This is a genomic window from Leptospira ilyithenensis (assembly GCF_004771005.1).
GTDB classification, from domain to species: Bacteria; Spirochaetota; Leptospiria; order Leptospirales; family Leptospiraceae; genus Leptospira_A; species Leptospira_A ilyithenensis.
The window spans coordinates 112,788-136,099 of sequence record NZ_RQHV01000050.1 but is presented as its reverse complement, the minus strand read 5'-3'; the positions used below and the strand labels follow the sequence as shown (position 1 = coordinate 136,099).

Annotated in this window: 21 protein-coding genes, 3 tRNA genes and 1 pseudogene; 20 read left to right on the top strand and 5 right to left on the bottom strand. The window is 40.0% G+C overall.

Annotation, left to right across the window (positions count from 1 at the left end; genetic code table 11):
• Positions 1-77 precede the first annotated feature (77 nt).
• From sppA to EHS11_RS11935, 7 genes are all read left to right on the top strand, one after another.
• Positions 78-1,043, top strand: a complete 966-nt coding sequence (gene sppA / locus EHS11_RS11965; protein ID WP_135764643.1) for a signal peptide peptidase SppA — start codon at positions 78-80, stop codon at positions 1,041-1,043.
• Positions 1,040-1,651 carry a hypothetical protein gene (locus EHS11_RS11960; protein ID WP_246047833.1) on the top strand — a complete coding sequence of 204 codons (612 nt, stop codon included), beginning with the start codon at positions 1,040-1,042 and terminating at the stop codon, positions 1,649-1,651. The genes sppA and EHS11_RS11960 overlap by 4 nt, the downstream gene beginning before the upstream one ends.
• Positions 1,652-2,398, top strand: coding sequence for a 5'/3'-nucleotidase SurE (gene surE / locus EHS11_RS11955; protein ID WP_135764642.1), 747 nt, complete (start codon positions 1,652-1,654; stop codon positions 2,396-2,398).
• A gap of 6 nt (positions 2,399-2,404) precedes the next feature.
• Complete coding sequence (locus EHS11_RS11950; protein ID WP_135764641.1) at positions 2,405-3,070, top strand: tetratricopeptide repeat protein; 666 nt, start codon at positions 2,405-2,407, stop codon at positions 3,068-3,070.
• Positions 3,071-3,130: 60 nt separating this feature from the next.
• Positions 3,131-3,202 (top strand) — tRNA-Pro (locus EHS11_RS11945).
• Positions 3,203-3,218: 16 nt separating this feature from the next.
• A tRNA-Arg gene (locus EHS11_RS11940) sits at positions 3,219-3,292 on the top strand.
• Between the two features lie 19 nt (positions 3,293-3,311).
• Positions 3,312-3,383, top strand: a tRNA-His gene (locus EHS11_RS11935).
• 135 nt (positions 3,384-3,518) lie between these two features.
• Here the strand turns inward: EHS11_RS11935 and cas1e are convergent.
• Positions 3,519-4,421, bottom strand: coding sequence for a type I-E CRISPR-associated endonuclease Cas1e (cas1e, locus tag EHS11_RS11930; protein WP_135764640.1), 903 nt, complete (start codon positions 4,419-4,421; stop codon positions 3,519-3,521).
• Positions 4,422-4,550: 129 nt separating this feature from the next.
• On the opposite strand from cas1e, the gene EHS11_RS11925 reads away from it, so the two are divergent.
• Both EHS11_RS11925 and EHS11_RS11920 read left to right on the top strand, forming a co-directional pair.
• Complete coding sequence (locus tag EHS11_RS11925; RefSeq protein WP_135764639.1) at positions 4,551-7,415, top strand: DEAD/DEAH box helicase; 2,865 nt, start codon at positions 4,551-4,553, stop codon at positions 7,413-7,415.
• Between the two features lie 126 nt (positions 7,416-7,541).
• Positions 7,542-8,554: pseudogene (locus tag EHS11_RS11920) on the top strand (IS3 family transposase).
• Positions 8,555-8,851: 297 nt separating this feature from the next.
• On the opposite strand, the gene EHS11_RS11915 reads toward EHS11_RS11920, so the two are convergent.
• Complete coding sequence (locus tag EHS11_RS11915) at positions 8,852-12,103, bottom strand: efflux RND transporter permease subunit (protein WP_135764638.1); 3,252 nt, start codon at positions 12,101-12,103, stop codon at positions 8,852-8,854.
• 287 nt (positions 12,104-12,390) lie between these two features.
• Positions 12,391-12,672, bottom strand: a complete 282-nt coding sequence (locus EHS11_RS11910; protein ID WP_135764637.1) for an AAC(3) family N-acetyltransferase — start codon at positions 12,670-12,672, stop codon at positions 12,391-12,393.
• Positions 12,673-12,731: 59 nt separating this feature from the next.
• Here EHS11_RS11910 and EHS11_RS11905 point away from each other — a divergent pair, with 59 nt between their 5' ends.
• Positions 12,732-15,170 (top strand): LA_1737 family protein, encoded by a 2,439-nt coding sequence (locus EHS11_RS11905; protein ID WP_135764636.1) that lies wholly within the window; start codon positions 12,732-12,734, stop codon positions 15,168-15,170.
• On the opposite strand, the gene EHS11_RS11900 is transcribed toward EHS11_RS11905, so the two are convergent.
• Entirely contained in the window at positions 15,159-16,076 is a 918-nt protein-coding gene (locus EHS11_RS11900; protein ID WP_135764635.1) for a helix-turn-helix domain-containing protein, read from the bottom strand. The genes EHS11_RS11905 and EHS11_RS11900 overlap by 12 nt on opposite strands.
• 5 nt (positions 16,077-16,081) lie before the next feature.
• Positions 16,082-17,092, bottom strand: coding sequence for an aldo/keto reductase (locus EHS11_RS11895; protein ID WP_135764634.1), 1,011 nt, complete (start codon positions 17,090-17,092; stop codon positions 16,082-16,084).
• A 130-nt stretch (positions 17,093-17,222) separates the two neighbouring features.
• On the opposite strand from EHS11_RS11895, the gene EHS11_RS11890 reads away from it, so the two are divergent.
• The 10 genes from EHS11_RS11890 (at position 17,223) to EHS11_RS11850 (ending at position 23,239) form a co-directional block, all read left to right on the top strand.
• Positions 17,223-18,485: an SMP-30/gluconolactonase/LRE family protein gene (locus EHS11_RS11890; RefSeq protein ID WP_135764633.1), complete on the top strand. Its 1,263-nt coding sequence runs from the start codon at positions 17,223-17,225 to the stop codon at positions 18,483-18,485.
• 221 nt (positions 18,486-18,706) lie between these two features.
• Positions 18,707-19,567: a tyrosine-type recombinase/integrase gene (locus tag EHS11_RS11885; RefSeq protein WP_135764632.1), complete on the top strand. Its 861-nt coding sequence runs from the start codon at positions 18,707-18,709 to the stop codon at positions 19,565-19,567.
• The gene (locus EHS11_RS11880) at positions 19,564-19,746 is read left to right on the top strand and encodes a hypothetical protein (RefSeq protein ID WP_135764631.1); all 183 of its coding nucleotides are present in this window, start codon (positions 19,564-19,566) and stop codon (positions 19,744-19,746) included. Before EHS11_RS11885 ends, EHS11_RS11880 begins: the two co-directional genes overlap by 4 nt.
• Positions 19,743-21,245: a VapE domain-containing protein gene (locus EHS11_RS11875; protein WP_135764630.1), complete on the top strand. Its 1,503-nt coding sequence runs from the start codon at positions 19,743-19,745 to the stop codon at positions 21,243-21,245. Before EHS11_RS11880 ends, EHS11_RS11875 begins: the two co-directional genes overlap by 4 nt.
• 11 nt (positions 21,246-21,256) lie before the next feature.
• The gene (locus tag EHS11_RS11870) at positions 21,257-21,715 is read left to right on the top strand and encodes a hypothetical protein (RefSeq protein ID WP_135764629.1); all 459 of its coding nucleotides are present in this window, start codon (positions 21,257-21,259) and stop codon (positions 21,713-21,715) included.
• A complete protein-coding gene (locus EHS11_RS19840) occupies positions 21,712-21,891 on the top strand; it encodes a hypothetical protein (protein ID WP_167884426.1) in 180 nt (59 codons plus the stop codon). The genes EHS11_RS11870 and EHS11_RS19840 overlap by 4 nt, the downstream gene beginning before the upstream one ends.
• Positions 21,891-22,151: a hypothetical protein gene (locus EHS11_RS11865; protein WP_135764628.1), complete on the top strand. Its 261-nt coding sequence runs from the start codon at positions 21,891-21,893 to the stop codon at positions 22,149-22,151. Before EHS11_RS19840 ends, EHS11_RS11865 begins: the two co-directional genes overlap by 1 nt.
• Before the next feature lie 169 nt (positions 22,152-22,320).
• Complete coding sequence (locus tag EHS11_RS11860; protein WP_135764627.1) at positions 22,321-22,500, top strand: hypothetical protein; 180 nt, start codon at positions 22,321-22,323, stop codon at positions 22,498-22,500.
• Positions 22,501-22,524: 24 nt separating this feature from the next.
• On the top strand, positions 22,525-23,034 hold the full coding sequence (locus EHS11_RS11855) for a hypothetical protein (protein WP_135764626.1): 510 nt from the start codon (positions 22,525-22,527) through the stop codon (positions 23,032-23,034).
• Entirely contained in the window at positions 23,012-23,239 is a 228-nt protein-coding gene (locus tag EHS11_RS11850; RefSeq protein ID WP_135764625.1) for a hypothetical protein, read from the top strand. The genes EHS11_RS11855 and EHS11_RS11850 overlap by 23 nt, the downstream gene beginning before the upstream one ends.
• The last annotated feature ends 73 nt before the right edge of the window (positions 23,240-23,312 follow it).

Genomic DNA, 23,312 nt, shown 5'->3' with positions numbered 1-23,312 from the left:
ATATAATTTTTTGAAAAAATGTAAAGTATTATTAAAGTTGACTGGTTGTTTTGTGCGGCTTTTTTGGGGGGAGTCCCATGGAAAGAAACCAATTACTTCTCTTTCTCAGTTTTTTACTTAGCGCCGTAGCAACCGTACTCGGCATCGTTCAAATTGCCACAAGCTCCGGCTCCAGCCGTTTTTCCGCAGGAACAGGCGGAGGATTATTTCAAACCTCCGAAATCGGTGCGGTCGTTCTCAGCATAGGAGGAGAAATCCATTCTGGTGAGTCTACTTATGATTCCACCGGAGCGGATACCATTTTACGTGAGTTACGCGATATCGGAGAAGACTCGAATATCAAAGGAATTCTTGTAGAGATCAATTCTCCCGGTGGAACCGTTGCCGCTTCCCAGGAAATATTCAACGAGCTTTTGGAACTTCGTAAAACCAAAAAGATAGTCGTATCCATGAAGGATGTTGCCGCTTCCGGCGGTTATTATATCGCTTCGGCGTCCGATTATATCTTTGCTCATAACGGAACCATTACCGGTTCTATCGGAGTGATTTCCTTCAGTCCCAATTTTAAGGGGCTAATGGATCGTTACGGAGTATCCGTTCGAACTTATAAAGCGGGAAAATACAAAGACATGTATTCTCCTTTTCGGGACTCCACAGCGGAAGAAGATGAAATGATCAACAAACAACTCACAGACACCTATCGTCGGTTTGTTGAAGATGTTGCCAAAGGCAGAAACAAAACCGTCAAATCGGTGGAAGAACTGGCGGAAGGTAAAATCTATTCCGGAGAAGATGCGTTCCGAAACAAATTGGTTGATGATATCGGAGGGAGAAGGGAAGCTCATAAAAAACTTTCCGAACTTTGTCTTTACGACGGTTTGATCCCTCTCATCGAAAAAGAAATCACACCCTTCGATCGTTTTTTACAATCCATCGGGGTTCTTTTTGAAGGGAAAGCATTGCAAGCGCATAAGTTGAGTTTGCTTTTCCAATCTCAAGTGCTTGTGATTCTACCCAGTTCTCTTGGAAAATTGAGCTTATGATCCGGGATTTGTTTTATGATTTTGTCGATCTTTTGGAAATCGTATTTTTAGAACCGCTTCGTTTTCCTGAAGAGATGAAAGATATCCCTTTGGCGAGGGGAAATTCCATACATTGGGTATTTGCAGTATTTGCCGCACTCGGCATCACAACCGGGATGAGCTTGTTGTCACCGCCTTACACGATCGGTACGATCGGATTTCTTATATTTGGTTTTTTTGCCAACGTGATTGCGGTTCGTTTTTTTCCTTTTATATTTGTAATCATTTTTGATTATTATGCGCAAGGAAAAGGACGGAATGCAAAAGTAGCGGTTTTACTCAGTTACGCCCGTCATTCCGTTCTGATTTTTATTTTGTTCGCACCCTTTTGTACTATTTTGCAAAATCTTGGTTTTGGCGGACGAGGGATCGGGCTATTGGTCCTTATCTTTCATCTGTTGGTGTATTCACTTCTTGTAGGTCGCGGAGCAAAATACATCTACGACTTAAAAGATAAAGATGCGTTCAAATTCGGATATACTGCGCTCGGTTTGAGCATTTTATTTCCTTTGTTGTTTAACCTTTATACTGCAACTACCATATTGCAGTCATTAGCTGGAGATTTTTAATTGAATATATTGATTACCAATGATGATGGAATTTCTTCCAGTGGAATCAAAGCTCTCGAGTCCGAATTAGGAAAAAAGCACAATACATATCTGATCGCACCTCTCAAAGAGCGTTCGGTCACTTCCATGGCACTCACTGTTTTTCAGTCCATGAGAGTGGAACGGATCAACGACAATCATTACATAGCCGACGGATTTCCTGTGGATTGTGTAAACATCGGATTGTATGCTGAGATTTTTCCTTCTATTGATTTGGTGTTATCCGGAATCAACCGGGGAGTGAATATGGGCTATGATGTCCATTATTCCGGTACTGTAGGTGCCGCAAAACATGGAGCGTTGCACGGAGTTCCTTCCTTGGCTGTGAGTTCCGGGCGGATCGACCCGGAAGACGGATATGAACGGGAAGCCAAATTGGTAAGTCAGTTTTTGGATTTATATTTTGAAAAGATTGCAGCGGGGGAAGTTTGGAATTTAAATTTTCCTCCTGAAATTTCCGGCCATGGCGGACTCGACCAATTGGTATTTACAAAATTAGGTCGTAGGCGTTATGCGGAAAAATACGATAAAAAAACAATCATCGAAGGGGTAAGCGAATTTCAATTGAACGGAAGTCTGCTCGGACATGACGAGGATGCGGGAACCGACTTTGAAGCTTATTACCAAGGAAAACTTCCTGTTACTCCAATACAATTGGATCTAACCCATTATTCCCGATTGGAAGGGATATTACAAATTTCAAAGTAAATTTATATGGCAGAAGATTATATCAGTTATATGCAAAAGGGGAATTATGCATTGGCGTTGACCCTGATCGACAAAGAAATAAACAATTCTCCGAATGATCCTGTTTTGCATTATAATTTTGCGCTATGTTGTTTTCAGACAAAGAACTTTAAAAAATCCATTCAAGTTTTCGATCATATCATTCAGGATTATCCCAAGTTCATCGAAATTGATAATGTCTATCGACTGAAGGTGTTTTCTTATATTGAATTGAAGGAATGGGATTCCGCTGAAAAACTCATTTTGGAAAGATTGCAGTTTTCTTTGAACGATCCGAAGTTATTGTCCTTTCTCGCTCATATCTACGAATACACCCATCGTTTGGATGAGGCGGTTGAAATTCATAGAAAAATCCTGCAAAGCACTCCCGATTATAAGAACAGCTTGAATTCGTTAGGTTATCTTTTGGCTTTAAAGCCAAGGATTACCCCGGAGGAAAAGAAAGAAGCGATTGAGTCTTTACGAAAAGCTTTGAGTATGGATCCGAACAATCCGGCTTATTTGGATTCTTTCGGTTTTTTGCTCCAAAAATCCGGAAATTTGGAATCTGCGTGGAAAGCCTTTCAAAAGGGTTTGAAACAAAACCCAAATCACCCTGTTCTTTTGGAACGATTGAAGAGTTTGCGAAAATAATCTCTCCCTTTTGTTGACACGGCACTTCTTGCCAAAAAACTGGAGAATCAGAACTACTTTCGGGATGTAGCGCAGTGGTAGCGCATCTGTTTTGGGTACAGAGGGTCGCAGGTTCAAATCCTGTCATCCCGAGTCAGTTGTTCTATCTGACCCGGTAGCTCAGCTGGATAGAGCAACTGCCTTCTAAGCCGTTGGTCGGGGGTTCGAATCCCTCTCGGGTCAAAGTTCAGTCAGATATATGGTGGATGTAGTTCAGCGGTAGAGCCCTGGTTTGTGGTACCAGTCGTCGCGGGTTCGAATCCCGTCATCCACCCACCTTACATCAGCAAAGCTGATTCCAAGATCAAATCATTTTCAATTTAACGTAAAGAAGTTGGGGTTCGAACAACCGTAACAGAAAGAAATGGTAGCGACCGATGGGAGCGTAAACGTTTTTGTCCTTTGCGCATCATGTGCAAAGGCTGGCGGGGACGTCTACTTGACCTGGATGGGAAAAGCGGCGGAAGGCGAATCCCGTCTCTATACACACACCCCAAATCAGCTCCTTCATATCCGGTATTACCCGTTTCATGATTTTAGAATTTTGAAAATAATCTCTACAATTGAGGCGAACTCTTCTTTCTACATCAAAGGGATTTTCTTTTACAACGTCGAAAGCCAAAGGAATCGAAACTTCCGTTTTATATAAATCAGCAATGTCATATACGAATGATAATTGTTTGCCTGTATGAACAAAACCGATTCCAGGGGAAAATCCTGAGCTTAGAATGGCCGCGTGAATAATTCCGTAGAGACAAGCATTAGCTGACGACAAAGCTCTGTTCAGTGGATCCGAATAGTCCCATTGGTTTTGGTCATAAGATCTGGATTTCCATTCAACTCCTACTTTTTCCGAATAAGTTTGGTAAAACTTTCTGACTCTTGCCCCTTCTTTTCCTCTGATTTGTTCAATATTTAGGTTTTCGGGAAGCTCTTCGTCAAAACGCATTTGATACATTTTCCGAACAACTCTATCTCTGGATTTTAGATCTGCATAGGTCTCAACTTGTTTTAATAGATTTCGTGAAGAATATGTCCCCGTATAACCTGCCGAATAAAACCGAACACCCTTTTCCCCTGTCCAAGCTACCATGGAACGGCTTTCGCTAATTCTTTTGATCGCCTCATGGGTGATTGTTGTTCCAGGTCCTAAAAGAAGTAGGGTTACCGTTTCAATTGGGATGGGAACGGTCTTATCTAAATAGCGGAAGGCAATAGATTTTTGGAATTGGTCGATTTTGCCTTTCTCAAAATACAAATAAGACCAGTTATCTTCAAACTTAGGAAGTTCCTGCAAATTTCTGTTAGTCATGACAACTTAAGTTTCGATAGGCGATGATGGATAAATAAGTAAAATATTATGAAAATTAAGTTCTTGCCATATAAAAATCGGAAAATTTAGAATGAATTGAAAATTTTCAATTAGAAAGAATTATATCTTATGAAAGGTAAATTGAGACTTGTCGCTTTTTTAATGCCGGACGGAGTTTTCTGCGAATTTGCGGGAATGAATGACAAAAATCAGATCTTTTCTCTTGCCTCACTCTATTCAATCGGTCTGCTGCAAGCTGCAAATGCTTTTGTAACTTCCCAAGCATCTTTCGTATCGAAGTTATTATACGGAAACTATGATCGTAAATTCAGAATTTCCGATCTTTTCAACTATTATATCCATTCCATAACTCCGCAGATTCAGGTTTTTACGAACGATGGTAGGGCCGCGTATTTTGCAGGCAATTCTGTATCCAAATTAAAATTGAGCAAAGATGAAGCAGGCCGTTATCGGATTCAAAGAATCAGTCATTCTTTTCTTTCGCAAACACAGAGTTTGAGCCGTTACAATGAAAAGTATATTTGGGAAAGTCCTTACGTTTCTTCTCTGCCATCCCATCTAACACAAGATCATCTTGAAAAACGGATTCCCGTCTTTTGGGACGGACCGAGTCCCGACCAGAGAATGATATTGAACTATGCAAGTCCGGACGGATTCATAACTTCCTCCGCAATTTTCGAATTAATGGACAGATTGAGAACATTGGAAATAGAAGGACTTGAAATCCTACCGGAATGTATTTCCCAAGGTCCGGGGCTTTTTATCTTTTTGGGACCGGAATATAACGAAGAGATAGGTGATAGTCTGAGCCTGAAAGGTAAAGTTGCCATTGTTTATTCAAAATACAAAGAGGATCTTATTCCTACGATTGATTTGAATAAGAAAAAAGCCAAGCGAAAGAAACCGATTCTGTCGGAAACCGATACTGCGGAACAATTGAAACAACCTAGAGAGAAAGTCCTGGCGGATTTTCCTTTAAAACCGGTAAGATATCATCGTTCAAATTTTTTTATAGAACATTCGGACCGAACAGTGGTAAGGCGAAATACTAAAAAGGAAAGGTTATTGTTAAAGGAAGAGATTCCTTTGAAATATATAAAAGCAACCGGCGAATTCAGAATTCCTGTGAAAAAAGTGTCTTCCTTTTTTGCAGAAACTCTTCCGGAAATATTAAAACGGAAATTTGTTTTGGAACTTCATCCCGACCTGGACGGATTAACGTCTCAAAAACAGGCGTCTTTTCAAATCAAGGAATCTTCCGGGGTAGATTGGTTTTACGGTGAGCTTCAAATCGAAGGAATGGACTCCGATGCAACAAAGGCTTATTATGCGGCATGGAAAGCAGGTAGAAAGTTTGTAAAATTGCAAAAAAACGGTATTGTCAACCTTTCCCATCTTGGATTCGAAAATATAATCAAGTCTTTGGACAGCGCGGGCATCCATCTTGATAAAAATGGAAAATCTTCTGAGTTTAATCGAGGTCAGGCGATTGCACTTGATATAGAATCCAGTCTCAGATCCGCCAATTCCCTTCGAAAACTAAAACGATCGTTATCCGAATCGTTTGAATCCAGAAGTCGGATTTCCGGTTTTTTACCGGGAGAAATGTTTACCGGCGAACTTAGGGATTACCAAAAGACTGGTGCCGAATTCCTGTATAATCTTTATTCTCTCGGGACGGGAGGAGTTCTTGCCGATGAGATGGGACTGGGAAAAACGATCCAATGTCTTGCATTTCTTTCGAAAGTGTTGGAGGAGAAGCCGAAGACAAAAGTGATCATAGTTACTCCTTTGGCGGCGATCGGAGTTTGGGAAGATGAATGTAAAAGATTTTTAACAAATGCAGTTGTGAAAGTTTGGCATGGACCGTCCCGCAAGGAGAAAAAAATCCCGAAAGAAGGAATGATCCTAACCACCTATCACACGTTTGCCAGAGATATACCCCTTTTTGAAAAGATTCAATCTCAGATAATGATTTTGGATGAAGCTCAGTATGTAAAAAATCACGAGACAAATGCAGCAAGATATCTTCGTAAAATGAAAGTTAAATCGGTATTCTGTCTGACCGGAACTCCTATGGAAAATCATTTGGATGAATTTTGGGCTCTTATGGATCTTTCCATGCCCGGACTTCTCGGTAATCTTCGTTCCTTTCAAAGGAATTTTTTTGCAGGAGACCTGACAAGCATTCGGGAGTTGCAGAAGAGGACTGAAAAATTTTTGCTAAGGAGAAGGAAAAAGGACGTACTCACCGATCTTCCTCCCCGCACGGACATCCGGATACCTACGCCGATGGGAGATAGACAGAAAAAATTATATGAAAGTGCCAGAAAGGAAGCTATTGCGATTTTACAGAATGCAGGCTCCGATTATTTGTTTTTACTTTTGCCTCTTCTAACAAGACTTAGGAGAATTGCCTGTCATCCGGACATTGGAATGGAAAAATTGGATCCTTTTCAGTCGGAAAAAATCAATCGGTTGTTATCAATGGTCGAAGAACAAATGTCACCTTTTTCTTCCGCTCTCATCTTCAGTCAATTTACGGATTCTCTTTCCATTGTGAAAATGGTTTTTGAAAAAAGAAAAATCGAATATTTCTATTTGGATGGTAAAACTTCCGCCGCCAAACGTCAGGAATATGTGAAACGATTCCAAAGAGGGGAAAGGCGTTTCTTTTTAATCAGCCTGAAGGCGGGAGGAGTCGCATTGACTTTAACCAAAGCGGACACCGTTTTTCATTTGGATCCTTGGTGGAATCCCGCCGTAGAAAACCAGGCTACCGATCGTGCTCATAGATACGGGCAAACTCAAGCTGTCTTTGCGTATAAACTGTATTCGGAAGGTTCTATCGAAGAACGTGTGTTAGAACTGCAAGAAAAAAAACAGCAACTTTTTTCTAATTTATTTGATTCTGAATCTAATTTAAAACACTCAAATATCAGCAGAGAAGAATTGTTGGAGCTGATCGGTTAGAGGGGGAAGCCTGTCGGAGTTGTTGACCCGCAGGGTATTCTTTGGGGGATAATATTTTCTATGAAATTTAGCCTTATGACGTAAAACCGGACACCTTTTTTGCGAAGAAAAAGCAAGAGGTGTAAGATGAAGAGACGAGGAAAATACTCGCCTGAGTTTAAAGAACAAGCAGTGAGACGAGCGATGTCAGGTTCTTTCACAATAAAAGAAGTAGCGGAATCATTGGGAATCAGCTATTTTGTGCTAAGACAATGGAAGGCAGAATTCTTGAAAAATTCAGAACAAATAAATCCTCCAACAGATAAACAGATGAAAGAGAGCGAGGAGTTAAAGAAACTTCGTAAAGAAATAGTTAAACTGAGAGATGAGAATAGCATCTTAAAAAAGTTTGCAGCCATGCTCTCGAAAGAACAGAATCCCGATTAGAGTTTATGGCAACTCATAGGAAGGAATTCAAGGTTACGAGCATGGCAAGGTATCTGGAAGTATCTCGTTCAAACTTTTATAACTATCTCAATCGGTTGAAAAGGCCATTTGGCAATGTAGATGAATCTCTTCTTAGCTTTGTATTTTTGACTTGGAGTAATAGTCGAAAAAGCTACGGACTACCTAGAATCTTAGATCAAGTGAATACAACAGATTCCCGTCATGCAGATCGCACCGCCCCAGACCTTGTTAAGCGAGATTTTGAGACCAAAAAGAAGAATGAAGTTTGGGTATCCGATGTTACCTATATCAAAGCATCTACTGGTTGGCTTTATCTTTGTGTGATTCTAGATTTGTATTCACGAAAAGTTGTTGGATGGGCGCTAAGTAACAATAATGATTCCGATTTGGTATCGAAAGCCCTTCACAAAGCAATTACTCTACGAAATCCAGGCAAAGGTTTGATATTTCATTCAGACAGAGGTTCCAATTATTGTTCTGATTCCGTTAGACGGGAATTAATACTGAACAGAATAAGAAGAAGTAATAGCCGTAAGGGCAATTGTTGGGACAATGCTGTTAATGTGTTTTTAAATTTAAAGGATGCTTACGATCATCTATTTGATTATATAGAGATATTTTATAATCGACAAAGATCACATTCTTTTCTAAGTTATGTGAGTTCTGATCAGTTCGAATTAAAAGAAGCATAGAGAAGTGTCCGACAAAACGTCATAAGGCTACTTACCTTCGTTATTATCTAATCAAATTAAAAGCTCATCTCTATATTAAAATCCTTCCCCGCGCCCCGGATCATAGCGGAAATCCTTTGCGTAGCAAAGATTGAAGCGGAGAGCCGGAAATGGCGCCCAAGAATATAATCTAAAGAAATAACAAATACGAACTTGGGGTTTGCATTTGCGAATGGTAGAGGTTAGATAAAAAAATCTCCAACTTAAACCCGAGAGACAGGTTGTTAGTTGGAGATTTTGTCGGGGGCTGGAAGCTTTTTACTTCGCGTCCGGGTCCGGAGAATTTCTTCTTACGAAATTGTTCAATTTTTCTATGTAGGAGAATGCGGCAGGTACCACAATCAGAGTGAGCAGTGTCGAAGAAATAATCCCTCCGATGAGTGCCCAACCCATACTCGTTCTTTGTTTGGAAGCTTCGTTCAAACCGATGGCGATCGGCAGGAATCCTGCGACTAACGCGAATGATGTCATAAGGATCGGACGAAGTCTTTCTCTTCCCGCTTCGATGATCGCTTCTTTCATTTCCACACCTTGTTGGATCAACTGGTTTGTAAAATCCACAAGTAGGATGGAGTTTTTGGTGGCGACCCCGATGAGCATGATGAGCGCGATCATGGAAAACAGGTTCATGGATTCGTTTGCCAAAAAGAGAGCGATGAAGGCACCGCATAACGCCAATGGCAGAACCAACATAATGGCAATCGGAGTGATGAAACTTTCATAAAGGGAAGCGAGAACGATATAGATGAACAGAACTCCAAGGCCCATAGCGATTGCCATGGAAGAACCCAGCTCTTTGAAGTTTTCCGCTTGTCCCAGATAATTGATCTTCACTGTAGAAGGAAGAGGTAGTTCGGTCTGAGTGATCTTGCTGATCTCTTCGATCGCTCCCCCCATCCCCGGTCCGTCCGGAGCCATGTCCGCATAAATTTCCAGAGATTGATTTCTGTTCAACCGGTTGATGGTTGCGAGTCCGGTTGTTTCTTCGGAGGTCGCCACGTTTTTGATAGGAATCATGATGTTGTTGAAGTTAGGAACATAAGATTGAAAGAAACTTTCTTTTAGGTTTCTTTGTCCTTCTTTGAGTCGGACTCTGATGTCATACTCAACACCGTTTTGTCTGTATACGGCGGGAGTTGTTCCTTCGATGAGAGTCCTAAGCTCCATCCCGATGGCTGCCCCGGGAATCCCGAGCAATACTTCTTTGGAACGATCGGGAATCACACGAAACTCGGGAGCTCCTGCTCGGTAACTTGTATCCACATCCAACAATGCTTTTGATTTTTTAAGTCTTTCCAAAAGTCTTAGGCCGTATTCCTGAACTTCAGGTCCGTTCTGACCGCTGACAACTAATACGAAAGGTCTTTGTCCCCCACCTACCATATCGATGTCTTTTACAATCGGAATCGCGTAAGCATGAGTTTTGGCCAATTCCTTTCTAAGTACGTCTTTGAATTGGCTTGTGTTTACCTTTCTTTCTTTGGAAGGAATCATTTGAACGAACATGGAAGTGGTTCGGTTCGTATTGAACATGGCTACTTGTTTTGTTTCTTTGTGAGCGGAAATGATTTCATACACTTCTTTCGCAACTCCCGCCATCTTTTCTACGGAAGTGCCGGGAGGCATATCCAGTGTAACTTGGAACTTACCTTGGTCCTGTGCAGGTAAAAATGTTTTCGTTACGTATTTGGTGAGATAGATACTGAATACGAATAGTAGAATGGATCCGGAAATAATCAGAATCGGAAACTTAAGAGTGAACTTCAGAATTTTAGCATAAACATTTTCCAAACGGGTTTGAAATCTGTTGAATACTGCCAACACTTTCTCCAATCCGAAATTCAAAATCGCTACTACGATGCGAAGAGGGGTAAAGATCACATAAAGAACTTTGCCAACTATCCCCAGTTCTGCGGGAGTGGAAATGGAAGCGGGCTCTTCCTGCGTTTTTTTCTTGGACTTGGAGTTGGTTGTTGTTTCCGTAGGGGAATGATTTCCTCCGTGGCCACCGCCACCATGTCCCGCAACGGCTCCTCCGAAATAAGCGGAAAGCATCGGTGCGATGGTAAGCGCATCATACAATGAAATCAATAGGGCAAAACAAATGGTAAGCCCGAATTCTCTTAAGAACTGGCCCACAACACCGCTGATAAATGCAATCGGCATAAATACAGCAATGACGGCCATTGTAGTGGCGATGACGGCAAGAGTTACTTCTTTGGTTCCGTCGATGGAAGCCTGTCTTGCCGTTTTTCCCATCTCTCTGTGGCGGAAAATATTTTCCCTAACCACGATCGCATCGTCAATGAGAAGACCCACAGCCAAACTCAAAGCGAGGAGAGTCATCACGTTTACCGTAAATCCTGCAATCGCCATCAGGATAAACGCACCTAACAGAGAGTTTGGTAGTGCAAGCCCTGTAATCAATGTGGAGCGAACGCTTCCGAGGAAGAGTAAAACTACAAATATGGTAAGTACGATACCTATGAAAATGGTTTCCTGTACGTCGTAAATATTGTCTTCGATGGCGGTTGAGTTGTCATTTGCAATCGCAAGGAAGAGAGATCCGTTTCTTCTAGCCAGATCCTTATTAATCTCTTCCGCTCTCTTTTTTATATCCTTTGCAACTGCTACTGTATTCGCACCGGATTGTTTGTAAATAAGAAGGAAGACCGCCTTCTGCCCGTTAAAGTAAGCACGGGAAGCTTCGTCCTCCATCGTGTCCCTTACTTCTCCCAGTTGACCGATTTTGACCGGAACTTCGTTTCCGAAAAGGGAAAGAGGAGTATCCCGGATTTCGTCGGGAGATTTGAATTCGTTGATAGTTCTATAAACCAACTCTTTGTCGGAACGGCTTACCTTACCTGCAGGGATATTCGTTCCGCCGGAAGCCAATCGATTGGAAACCATGGAAGCCGAGATCATATGGGATTTTAATTTTTCCCGATCCAGTTCCACATGGATTTCTCTTTTGCGGCCTCCGTAGATTGTGATGTTTCCCACGTCTTTCGTAGTAAGAAGACTTTGTTTGATTTCTTCGTTTGCAATATCGTAGATGGCGGCTTCGGGAAGATCCGCTCTCAATGCCAAAATGATAATCGGCTGATCCGCCGGATCAATCCTTCGGATGATGGGTTCTTTGGCATCGTCGGGTAACTTCGGTTTTACGGAAGAGATTTTGTCCCGAACTTGTTGCTCTGCATATTTCACATCCGTTTCCATTGTGAATTCCACAACTACGGTTCCCATACTTTCGTTACAAATGGACTTGATTCTTTTGACCCCGGAGATAGTGGATAATTCGTCTTCTACCGGTTTTGCAATGAGCGTTTCTATTTCGTTCGGTGCGGCTCCCGGATAAGGAACTGTGACTGTTACCACGGGAATTGTAATATTGGGGAATAAATCGACTCCCAATTTGTTTAAGGACAGATAACCCGTAATCAAAATCAAAACGATGGTACAGGTAATGAAAATTGGTCTTTTTATCGAAAGCTCAGCAAAGCTCATTTTATTCTCCAAAGGTCTAAAAACATAATTTTCCCCGAGGCCCGGCAAGGCAAATAAAAATCAATCCTGACCAGGTGGTCAACTTTAAACATATCTCTGATCGGTTCTTTAATGGGGTTAAAGCCTTAGACTGTGGAAGAAACCATTTTGGGCAAAATTTTTCTAATACAGTACCGTAAAACTTATGTTTAATGGTAAATTCGTGTCATAGATTGTTTTACGCTTTGACTTAATTGCCTAAATCCTTCAGTGATTGTCCGAACTTTCGAAATCGTATGTTTCACAACTCATTCTTTGCCGTATTCGATTTCCATCTTGGCGATCGCAATCGTTGAAGCGCCCGGATTGAGAGAACGAACAGCTCCCGCCCAAGGTCGAATGATTTCTGTTAGCATATCATCGCTTTCAGACGCAGGCGAATGTTTCGGATCAAAGTAAGGATGGAAAATTTCCGGCTCGGGTTCGGTAGTTTCATAAAATCTTTTCGTTGGAAATATTAGGATTGTTTGAAAGTATTTCCAATCCCACTTGACATTGTTTTCTTGGCGGCGAATTTTTTCTTTTAACATAGGACGTTTTTTCCTGTGCGGTATGGGATAAGGAAGGTCTTTGTTCCATCTGGGGAAATATGGCAAATCTGTTCAATGTTCTGGTGTTTCGATATTCAATCGGATTTGCCGTTATACTTATACTTTCCAATTTGATCTCAGTTTCCCTTCAGGCTAAAACCTGGAACGATTTGGAGACTGAAAAGGAAACTGAAATCTACGGTAGCGAAAAAAGTTTAAAATTTACCTCGAACAATATTCTTTATGAAGTGGAAAATTGGAAAGGCCATCATTCAGTTAAAGCTTTGGGACTTTACAGGATGTACGATTATCCGAAGTTCCAATCCAAAACCATTTTCCCTTTTTATTACGGCATTCAAAGTAAAATAGACAATCGGGAATACAAACGGGTCTTAAACTATACTGTAACAAAAGAAAATGAAGATCTGGACAAATCCGTTTTCCCGTTCTCGTTTTGGGGAAAGGGGAAAAATTCATCTTATCATAATGTAGTTCCTTTTTACTTTTATTCCGACTCCGGTTCTCTTGCTAGCTTCGGCTTTCCTATTTTGCCATTGGTATATTATCAAAGCCGTAGCAGGGATGAGGGCAATAAAAAACATTACTCCCGTTTGTTGACGCTTTTGCATTTTGAAACAAATGATTCCGGAAATTTAAATCGGGTTTCTTTTCTTCCTTTTTTTTATTACTCTCATAGGGACTTTCTATTCATTCCTATCTTTTTATACTTTCAGGATTATAATGAGAAGAAAACGAAATTATGGTTGGGTCCGGTTTATTATTCAAAGGACCAAGCCGGGGAAAAAAGTCTTTTCACATTGTTTCCTTTGCTCGTGTTTTATAAAACTCCCGATAGAAAGTTGGATCTGATATTTCCTGTTTATGTAAATTATTCGGATGATGAAAACGACTATCATATCAATTTTCTATGGTACACAAAATCAAACTCGGCTAATCTGGATATCTCAAGAAAAGATAAAAATTGGTATTTGGATTATGATTTCGGAGTATTTTATAATTTATTCGGGTTTTCACAAAGAACCAAAATCATAAATGCAAAACAAACGACTGAAAATGGAAAACCGAATTTAAAATCTAACCTTTCCGAAGACCCGAAGTTGGTCAAAAAGAGAGAGTTCAATCGGGAAGGTTCCGAAAATTTTATCGGCTATAGTGCGTTATTCGGTGTATTCTCTTACGAAAGAGGCGATACCAAAAGGCATATTCGGCTTCTTCCGTTTGCATGGTTTACTTGGGATGAAGCTTCCGAGGACAAGGTAGTATTGCTTCCTCCTTTCTTTCCTATTTGGCTCAGTTATAAATCGGATGATCTGGAATATAAAGTATTATTTCCTTTTTACGGAAAACAAAAAGATAACGGTTCCGAGATTCATGCATTTCTAATAAATCTTTATATTGGGGAGGAATGGAAAGAAAATCATTTAAAAGAAAAATCTTTTGTCTGGCCTTTCATTAATATGTATGAGTCAGATCTTGGTTCCGGCCATCGCGTTCTTCCTTTTTATCTCCAACGAAAAAGTAAGACGGCAGACGCAGTCAAAGAAACAACATATACTTTATTTTCCCGTTCGGAGGTTGAAGAAGAGAAGGATTTTTATTCTTCCGATTTTTTCTTTTGGCCTCTTTGGGTTTCGCTTCATAACAGGATTTCTCAAAATCGATCGGACAAAAAATATTGGGTCACTCCTTTCTTCTATCACAAGTCAGACTCTTACGAAGATAGAACCAACTTGTTATGGTTTATTGATTGGGGAAAACGTCCTACTTTGTTTGCGAATGAAAACGACAAAAGAACAAAAGAACTTTCGCATTTGATGGTATTTCCTTTTTATTATGAGAAAAAAATTTTTTCGATCGTTCCTTTCTCCTTCAATTGGTGGGATAGCGATAGCTTTAAAACGTTTACGCTGCTTCAATATCTGCATCTTAGAGAAAAGGGTCATTATTACAATTTTCTGTTTTTGGTTGAATCGGAAAAAGCCGAGTCCACTTATACGTTCAGAAGTTTGGGGGATTATCTCTGGAGTTTTAGAACCAATGAGGGAGGTATTGCAAGAACCACATTTCTCTGGTTAGGCTATGATGATCGGTCTTCTTCAAAGAAGATAGTAAATTTTTTTCCTATATTTCGGACCGCAGATTCTACTGCGGATAAGTCCAGAATGTTCGGCCCTTTTTTGTATTATAATTATGATTCGGAAGAAGAGAATACCGAATTGGCGTTGTTCGGTTTGGGTTATTATCATAATAAGACGAAAGCGGACAATCAGTATGGAACTTATATTTTGTTAGGTGCTTTGTATAGGGAAACAACCGAACTGGACAGAGGATACAAAAAAAGAGGAAGTCTTTGGGGATGGCTTTGGGAATATCAGACAGAAGAAACGGGATTTGAAAAATTTTCCATTCTGAAAATATTTTCCTACACAAAGGAAACAGACGGAACGAAGAAGTTTATGGGGTTTTCAATCGAATGAATTTCTGAATTCCATCGGAGAGAGTTTTGTTTTTGTTTTGAAGAGCCTGCTGAAATATTGCGGGTACTCGAATCCCAGTTGAATTGCGATTTCATTCACTGACAACGAGGTAGTGGACAATTTTTCCTTTGCCTTTTCTATGACCCAACTATGAATGTGCTGCTGGGTGTTTTGACCTGTGATCGTCCTCAACATATCACTTAAATAGTTTGGAGAAACATTCAATTGGAAAGAAAGGTATCTGACTGTGGGTAGCCCTAGTTGCTTTACTTTATTGCTGTCGAAATATTCTTTTAACAAACCTTCCAATCGGATCAACAGATCACTATTGGTATGCTTTCGGGTGATAAACTGTCTGTTGTAAAACCGATTTGCATAATTAAGGAGCAGTTCGATATGGGAGATCATCACATCCTGGCTGAACATATCTATCGGTGTGAAATATTCATGTTCGATGTTCTTCATAATTGTTTCGATGACCGCTTCTTCTTTGTCGGATAAATGCAGTGCTTCGTGGGTTTCATAGGAAAAGAAACCGTAGTTTTTGATTTGTTTTGCCAGATTATAATTCCGAATAAAATCCGAATGAAAGATCAAACTCCATCCAGACAGTTCGGAGAGATCTGTTGACTCATCAAAAGAAAACACTTGTTTGGGGGAACTCAAACTCATGATCCCTTCGCTAAAGTCGTAATTTTGTCTCCCATACCGAATGGTGCCTTTGAGATTTTTTTTGATCGCAATCATATAAAAATCATAAACAAATTTATTTTCCAAAAAATAAGGACTCAAGCTAGTTCCTGTAAGCTTCATAATGGCTACCAATGGATGTTGTGGTTTTGGTAAATTCAAAATCTTATGATATTCACCGATAGAATTGAATGTAACCAGTCCTTTTGTTGCCATAGATTTTATCTGTCCAGTGCTGCCATCGAACCTGCATCATAACGATCTCCAGTAGAAACTCCCGATGGAATGATGGATTCCAGTTGGTCGAGTTCGTTTTGGGTCAAAGAGATATTTGCCGCGGCGATATTTTCTTCCACATATTTGACTCGTTTGGTTCCGGGAATCGCGACAATATCTTTTGCCAATACCCAGGTGATTGCCACTTGTGAAGGAGTGATTCCTTTTTTTGCCGCTAATTTTTTGATTTCATTTACCAATTCTATATTCTTATAAAACTGATCTCCTTGGTAACGAGGAATGTTTTTTCGAAAATCATTTGCATCAAAGTCATCGGGAGATTTGATCTCTCCTGTTAAGAATCCTCTGCTTAACGGAGAATAGGCGACAAGTCCGATTTCTAGATCCCGCATGGTAGCTAAAATTCCCGCGCTTTCCACTTCTCTTTCGAATAAAGAATATTCCGTTTGTACAGCTGTCAACGGATGTATTCCGTGGGCGCGTTTGATGGTGGCGGAAGAAACTTCCGAGAGTCCTATGTAACGCACTTTACCTTCTTTGACAAGTTCCGACATCGCACTTACTGTGTCTTCGATCGGTGTGTTGGGATCAAGGCGATGGAGATAATAAAGATCAATATGATCGGTGCCTAGATTTTTCAAAGAACGTTCGATTGCCTTTTTTACATATTGAGGTTTGCCGTTAATTTGCCAGGTAAGTTGTTCGTTGTCGTCCACTTCGTAACCGAACTTAGTTGCAAGGATATATGCATTTCGATTGCCTTTGATGGCTTTGGCGATCAACCTTTCGTTTTCCAAAGGACCATAGAGATCAGCGGTGTCCAGAAAGTTCACTCCCAATTCCAAGGCACGGTGAATGGTTGCAATGGATTCGGTCTCGTCGGCGTTACCATAAATATTCATTCCGCCTATTTTGGACATTCCCATACAACCAAGTCCTTCTATAGGAACAACAAGCCCTTGGTTTCCCAAATTGATTTTTTTGATATTTGTCATAAATGAATTTTAAATTTCTGCGATATTAAAATTCAATTTGAATTCTATTTCATAAGGTATACGAATTCAGTTTAATTGTATACAAATGGAAGATTTGATATTTAGAATATTTTCATCGAGGTAACTCTACTTGAAAAAGCATTTTTTGTTTCTTGTTCTGATCGGAATTTGTTTTCATCATTGCCGCACTCCGGAAGCTCATTTCAAAAACCAAATCCAAGAACCTGTGGATCTGCCTTATCATTCCGGTATAGAAAAAATAAAAAAAGAGGGTGATCCGATCCGGGCACATGTTTCCTTGCCGATTTCAGAATTGCCTCCTCAGGATGAAATTATACTGCAAGAGGATTTGAATCGGGCATTCGTTGCGTCAATGGACGGATGGATTTGGAAAATTGATTTGAAAGAGAAAACTTCCGTACAATATGTACGGACTCCTTTATTGCCGGGAGGAATGGTAGAACATCCTAAAAATAAAGATATTATTTTCTTTTGCGTGTCTCGGGGGAAAAAAGATGATCCTGTTGAGGAAAACGGACCTGGTATTTATGAGTTGACCATTTCCACCAAATCAATTCGTAAAATCGGGACTCGTGTTCCTTTGGCTCCGAAAGACCAGAAACCGAAAGAAGGGCAGATAGGGGTTTTGTATCCTTTTGGGAAAGATAGAAAAATTTCCTTTACCAATATGAATTCAGCAAATAGTCGTAATGTGGAAAAAGCGGATGATCTAGCCATTAGCAAGGACGGAGAACGTATTTATTTTACGGAACCTTATGATCATCCCGGTGCTATCCTAGGAGTGAGTCCTCAATCCAGAAGCGAGGTTTTGACTCTGGGTAGAAACGGACATTTATGGAAATATGATTTAAAGGAACAAAGCGCAAGTTTGGTGGCGTACCAATATTCATATCTGGACGGGATTCTTTTGGAATACGGAGAAGGGGAAAAGGAAACCGGTATCATAGTCAATGAGCTTTCCAAGTCGAGATTGCTTCGATTGCATCTAACGGGAGATAAGGCGGGGCTTGATGAAATTGTAATCGAAGGACTTCCCGGTTTTCCTGATGGGATGGATCGTGATACAAATGGTAGAATTTGGATCGCACTTGTTACGGAACGAAGTAAACTTGTGACCTGGTTTCACAAACATCCTTTTTGGAAAAGTTTGCTTTTGTATGTTCCTGACAGGCTTCTTCCCGTTTCCCGCAAAACGGGTATTATTGCTTTATCTCCGGACGGATCGAAGCCTTTGTATTATTCGATGCATTCCGGAAATCTTTTTTCCAATATCATTGTAGTAGTTCCCGGCAAAGACCGTTTGTATTTGGCGATTTATCAGGAAGGATATAAAGGACTTACTGTGATGGATTATCCGGATGAATTGAAATAGTGGGGTGGGAAGATTCGGTCTAAGGGTTTCGGGGAAGAATAGGCAAAAATGCGAACTTAAATTTAAAATTTTTTACGGTTTAGAGAAAGGGCTTGGCGATTTGATAATTTTGTGTTAGGCGATTTGTTGCAGCCCACGAGCCACACCACACTCTATGTCTCATTAGGTAATTTTCAAATTTACCGTTTCTAACTGTTATATGCCGATCTTACCCCCAAACAATGGTAAGATCTATAGATCCAAATTTAATTAACGAACACCTTGGGCTTTTGCTCAAACGCGACGCATACAGGGTGATTCAATTTCTACAATGGAATCGCGGGGAAGCTATTACTTCCAAACGAATCCTTTTCTATTTGCAAGAGAGACGCAACAGAGGGCTATTTCTCAGCACGATCAAGAGTGATAAGAATTCGATTCTAAGGGGGATTCGAAAAAGTATCATCGGGCAAGAAACCTATCGCGGGTTCATTGATGAACTCAGACAGGAATTAAACGAAGCCCTCCCTATCCGATTAAACGCTACAAGAGTTTCTGAGGCTGACCTAGTGACTATGGATGAGATGAAACGGATTTGCCGACTCTCTCCTCCACGCTGGAAAGCCCTGGCAGAATTCTTTTGGACAACAGGAGCTCGCGTCGGTGACCTAAGCTCAATTAAGCTTCGTGATTGCCGTCCCCTAATTGAACCATCCGGTGAAGAAATCCTAGTTGAGATTAAAATCGTAGGGAAAGGCAACAGAACGCGATTCATAGCTATTCCTACCGAACTCTATCAAGAAATCAGACACGCCTTTGGTGGCATGGTCTACCTCTTCGAAACCGAATGGCACAACCAAATGACCACCTCAAAGATCGGGAAGATCATTTCTAAAATCGGAATCAAGTATTTAGGACGTAGAATTTATCCCCACCTCTTCCGACACACGTGGATCACAGCACAGGTAAAAGCCGGTTGGGACATTGGCGCCATTGCCGAGTTTGCTGGTAACTCACCGGAGATAATTGCAAGAGTTTACCTACACTCGTCATTAGACCGTAAGGTGATAAGTGATTACTACAAACAACTGAAAGTTGCATGAAAAAAAAAGAAAGCCCTAAAGAGAAAGAAAATGAAACACAAAAAGAAAGTAAACCTTGTTCTAATTGCGGAGCTTCGAACGTGAAGCTCTATCAATTTGATCTTTGTAAGGGATGTTTGTTGGATCGATTTAAAGAAATAAAAGTCGAGTTTAAAAAATTAAGGATAGCCTTTCTATGATCGAACCAACTGAAAACAAAATTCAAATAGAAATTCAAAAGATTATACCAGCAATCTATTATAATCGTTTTTTTGAAAGGATGACGCTCGTTAAATTAACAGATTCGAAAATAATATTCGGGTTCAATGGTTCGTCGGCATTGGCGGCAAAGAAACATATAGAGAATAAATATTTTGAAGACTTAAACAAGGCGGTAGCGAATTCAGTAGGAAAAAGAAAAATTGAATTAATCGTAGTAGATAAAATTGATACAACGAAGTCGGTTAAGCAGTCAGACAAAATTGATTATGATGGAGAGGTTCACAAGCTAGAGTCATATATCAAAGATAATGCGGAAATTCGATACAATGAAGTAAGTCAAAATTTAGAGCATAAACCGAAAGGTGCAAAGAATTTCACTGTATGGACAGACCGCGATTTTTCTGATCTATATCTTAATATTAAAAGACTTAAAGAATATAAGTATGTTTCTAAGGATACTTTACTTTCAATATTGAGTTCCTCCTTTATACCTGCTTACCACCCAATTAAAGACTATTTCGAATCATTGGAACCCTGGGATAAGAAGACCGATTGGATCGGGAAAGTATGTTCTTGTCTTAAAGTATCCAACGATTTAGAATTTAGAAGATATTTTGAGAAATGGTGTATTCGTGCCGTATATTCTTTGTTCAGTGAAACTGAATTTAGTAATGAACATTGTTTGATCATCCAATCTTCGCAAGGTTGGTATAAGTCTACTTTCATTAATGGTTTAATCCCAAAGCAACTTAAAGCCTATTACAATTCAAGAATTCCCGAAGATTTAAGATCCAAAGATATGGTGGTCGCGGCTTCTAAAATTTGGATTTGGTTTTTGGATGAAATAGATAAGATCACAAGCAAAAGGGATGCGGCAGATCTACGCGATTTTCTTTCGAGTAAAGGCTCCTTCGAACGAGCTTCCTACGCACGCAATGCACAACACTTTTCTCGGATAACCAACTTTCTAGCCGCATGTAACAAGGTAGAGTTCCTTGTTGATGATACAGGGAATCGTCGTTTCATTATATTTTCATTAGCTGAACCAATCCAGATAGATAAATTTCAAAAGATCCCAATTGAAAAATTTTGGGCGCAAGTCTTCCACCTTCATAAAAGTATTCGTTGGAATCAAATTCACTGGGGAGCCGACGAACAAAAGCAAATCCAAGAAAACAATCTTCAATACGAATACTCTAACAACGAGTATGAATTGATTCTAAAGTATTTCAAGCCTCTCAAATTGGATGAATACAAAGAGAAAGATAAAACTCACAGATGGATGAATGCAACGGACATCTATCTCTTTATCCACGAAAAACATCCTACGTTTAAAATGGATACTCGATGGATCGGGAGAGGGTTGGCAAAAATGAACTTCCACAGAGGTAAGCTTGATCGAAATCACCGTGCATTTCTTGTTAAACTCACCGGAGACAAGAAGACATCAGAGACATTATTTTCAGAAAAACACTGACGGAGTAGAAAATGAAGAAGCAAAACCGATGTTATATCAAGAAGATCTATGGCGATTATAATTACGAGGCTTTCGTTGACGATAAGCTGATTTACACTGGATCTAGAAAAGAATGCTTACACGCGATTGCCGTGTTCAATTCTAAAGAAAATGGTGATCATCCAACGATAACTTTTTTTAATTACTATGATAAGTTCAACACATTTGGAAAACAAATCCCTCTACATGCGGTGCTATTAGAAGTCCTTGTTACTGATTTACAAGATCTTTCTGATACTTTCAAAAACTATGATACTAGTTTCCCAGGAGGAAACTTCCGGCTACCAAAGAAAGGCAAATATCTACTGTTAATCTTTAACTACGAGCGTGGTGCTTTTACAACCTTACGAAAATGGAATAAGCGGAAAGAATCTACCTACAGAAAATTAATCGGTAAAACTTTTGGGATCAGAGTGGGCGAAGAGTTATGAAAAAAATTCTTATTCTTACCTCTGCTTTCTCATTCGTTTATTTTATCTTTGGTCTACTTAGTGCTAGCTGGTCACTCCTTGACTGGTCTCCCGTTACGATCATAAGCTATTTATTCGTTTCGTTTGTTACTACTGATATTCTCGAAGCCTATTTGAATTCGTGGAGGGCAAAATAATGAAAGAAAACAATGAACTAGAAGAAGATATTTTCTCTTTTTACGGAAAGCTATTGAAAAAAGTACCGATTCCGGTTTTGGCAGTTCCTTTCGGGATTCTTCTTTCATTTACTTGTTTCGCTTTTGTTAAGTGGAGTCTTTCCCCTTTTGAAACATTAAATTTGCGGATTGGGTTCCTTGCTTCTATTCCCTTCTCAATTTGGGCATCAGGAGTATTCTTATACATTTCAGGATGGGGTGATGATGGAGATGAGAAATGAGACCATCCGTAAGACTTGAACCAATTCCTGGCGGCCTCTTCGGGGAAATGTTTAACGCCTATATATTCGATAACTTTATACACACTGGAACTTTCGAAGAATGTCAAAAACAACTTCGCCACCATGGCGAGATTGTTACACGATCTTCTATCTATAGAGGAGAAAGAGTATGAGCCTTTATAACAACTTAACACCTAAACGGAAACTTTCAGAGTTTTGCGAAGCGCAAGGATGCGAATCCTTTGGGGATCAAATCATAGATGGCAATCTCTTATGCCAAGATCATGTAACAGAAGCTTACGCTATGATCACACAGAAAGCATACAACGATAAGTATGTTTATATTTAATGCAATCATTGGAGGTAAATGATAATGATATATACAACAAAGGCACGTGCACTACGGAATTGGGGTGTAAGCCCAGATGAATCACTTGAGGCACTAAAAAAGGTTTTAGATACTTCTGACAATCTTTTAGTTCTAAGCGTTCGACGAGAACTTGTCTGGTTGGAATGGTGCTATACGAATGGACATTCTGATTCTATACTCGAACAACTTGAGACGGAACAATTCCTTTCAATGGGAAAAGAAATCAGAGCAGCACTCGAAAAAGAATTCTATGAGAAAGAAAAGCCGACTGCTAAAGAAATACAGAAAGCCGTTTCGCACTTATCTAATCTAGGGAAAAATGACGATGCAAAACAAAACAACATTCCCGGAGATGTCCCTCAAAATCAAATTTCCGAAAATCCGAATGCCATCAACGGAGGAGATAAGCAAGCTCCACAAGGAAGTAATAGCGATCCAGGAGAAGCACCTCAAAGCGCTACTAACCAGCCTAGAAATGGAGAGGAAACAAATGGGCGCACTGAAAGCGTTTAACCCTGCGCAGTCGTATATGGAAACAGATAACCTAAAACCTCTTTGGAAAAAGGAATTAGAAAAAGCGGAAAAAGAAATGATGGAGGTCGATAGGGAACTATCGACTATCATTAATCAACTTAACTATGTTAACGACAAAAAGGACAAGATCGTTAAAAAGAAGGAAGTCATTCTCCAGCGAGCTGTCGAACAGGATTTATTTTAATGAGCAAAAATAAAGTGCAAAATTTTTCTCTGGAAGAGATTATATGTAATCGGTTAATCCTGAAAGCGGCTCT

Excerpts from the sequence above, each read along its gene's own strand:
- sppA (WP_135764643.1), top strand. The coding sequence starts at position 78 with ATGGAAAGAAACCAATTACTTCTCTTTCTCAGTTTTTTACTTAGCGCC.
- EHS11_RS11960 (WP_246047833.1), top strand. The coding sequence starts at position 1,040 with ATGATCCGGGATTTGTTTTATGATTTTGTCGATCTTTTGGAAATCGTA.
- EHS11_RS11950 (WP_135764641.1), top strand. The coding sequence starts at position 2,405 with ATGGCAGAAGATTATATCAGTTATATGCAAAAGGGGAATTATGCATTG.
- cas1e (WP_135764640.1), bottom strand. The coding sequence starts at position 4,421 with ATGACTAACAGAAATTTGCAGGAACTTCCTAAGTTTGAAGATAACTGG.
- EHS11_RS11925 (WP_135764639.1), top strand. The coding sequence starts at position 4,551 with ATGAAAGGTAAATTGAGACTTGTCGCTTTTTTAATGCCGGACGGAGTT.
- EHS11_RS11915 (WP_135764638.1), bottom strand. The coding sequence starts at position 12,103 with ATGAGCTTTGCTGAGCTTTCGATAAAAAGACCAATTTTCATTACCTGT.
- EHS11_RS11910 (WP_135764637.1), bottom strand. The coding sequence starts at position 12,672 with ATGTTAAAAGAAAAAATTCGCCGCCAAGAAAACAATGTCAAGTGGGAT.
- EHS11_RS11905 (WP_135764636.1), top strand. The coding sequence starts at position 12,732 with ATGGCAAATCTGTTCAATGTTCTGGTGTTTCGATATTCAATCGGATTT.
- EHS11_RS11900 (WP_135764635.1), bottom strand. The coding sequence starts at position 16,076 with ATGGCAACAAAAGGACTGGTTACATTCAATTCTATCGGTGAATATCAT.
- EHS11_RS11895 (WP_135764634.1), bottom strand. The coding sequence starts at position 17,092 with ATGACAAATATCAAAAAAATCAATTTGGGAAACCAAGGGCTTGTTGTT.
- EHS11_RS11885 (WP_135764632.1), top strand. The coding sequence starts at position 18,707 with ATGGTAAGATCTATAGATCCAAATTTAATTAACGAACACCTTGGGCTT.
- EHS11_RS11880 (WP_135764631.1), top strand. The coding sequence starts at position 19,564 with ATGAAAAAAAAAGAAAGCCCTAAAGAGAAAGAAAATGAAACACAAAAA.
- EHS11_RS11875 (WP_135764630.1), top strand. The coding sequence starts at position 19,743 with ATGATCGAACCAACTGAAAACAAAATTCAAATAGAAATTCAAAAGATT.
- EHS11_RS11870 (WP_135764629.1), top strand. The coding sequence starts at position 21,257 with ATGAAGAAGCAAAACCGATGTTATATCAAGAAGATCTATGGCGATTAT.
- EHS11_RS19840 (WP_167884426.1), top strand. The coding sequence starts at position 21,712 with ATGAAAAAAATTCTTATTCTTACCTCTGCTTTCTCATTCGTTTATTTT.
- EHS11_RS11865 (WP_135764628.1), top strand. The coding sequence starts at position 21,891 with ATGAAAGAAAACAATGAACTAGAAGAAGATATTTTCTCTTTTTACGGA.
- EHS11_RS11860 (WP_135764627.1), top strand. The coding sequence starts at position 22,321 with ATGAGCCTTTATAACAACTTAACACCTAAACGGAAACTTTCAGAGTTT.
- EHS11_RS11855 (WP_135764626.1), top strand. The coding sequence starts at position 22,525 with ATGATATATACAACAAAGGCACGTGCACTACGGAATTGGGGTGTAAGC.
- EHS11_RS11850 (WP_135764625.1), top strand. The coding sequence starts at position 23,012 with ATGGGCGCACTGAAAGCGTTTAACCCTGCGCAGTCGTATATGGAAACA.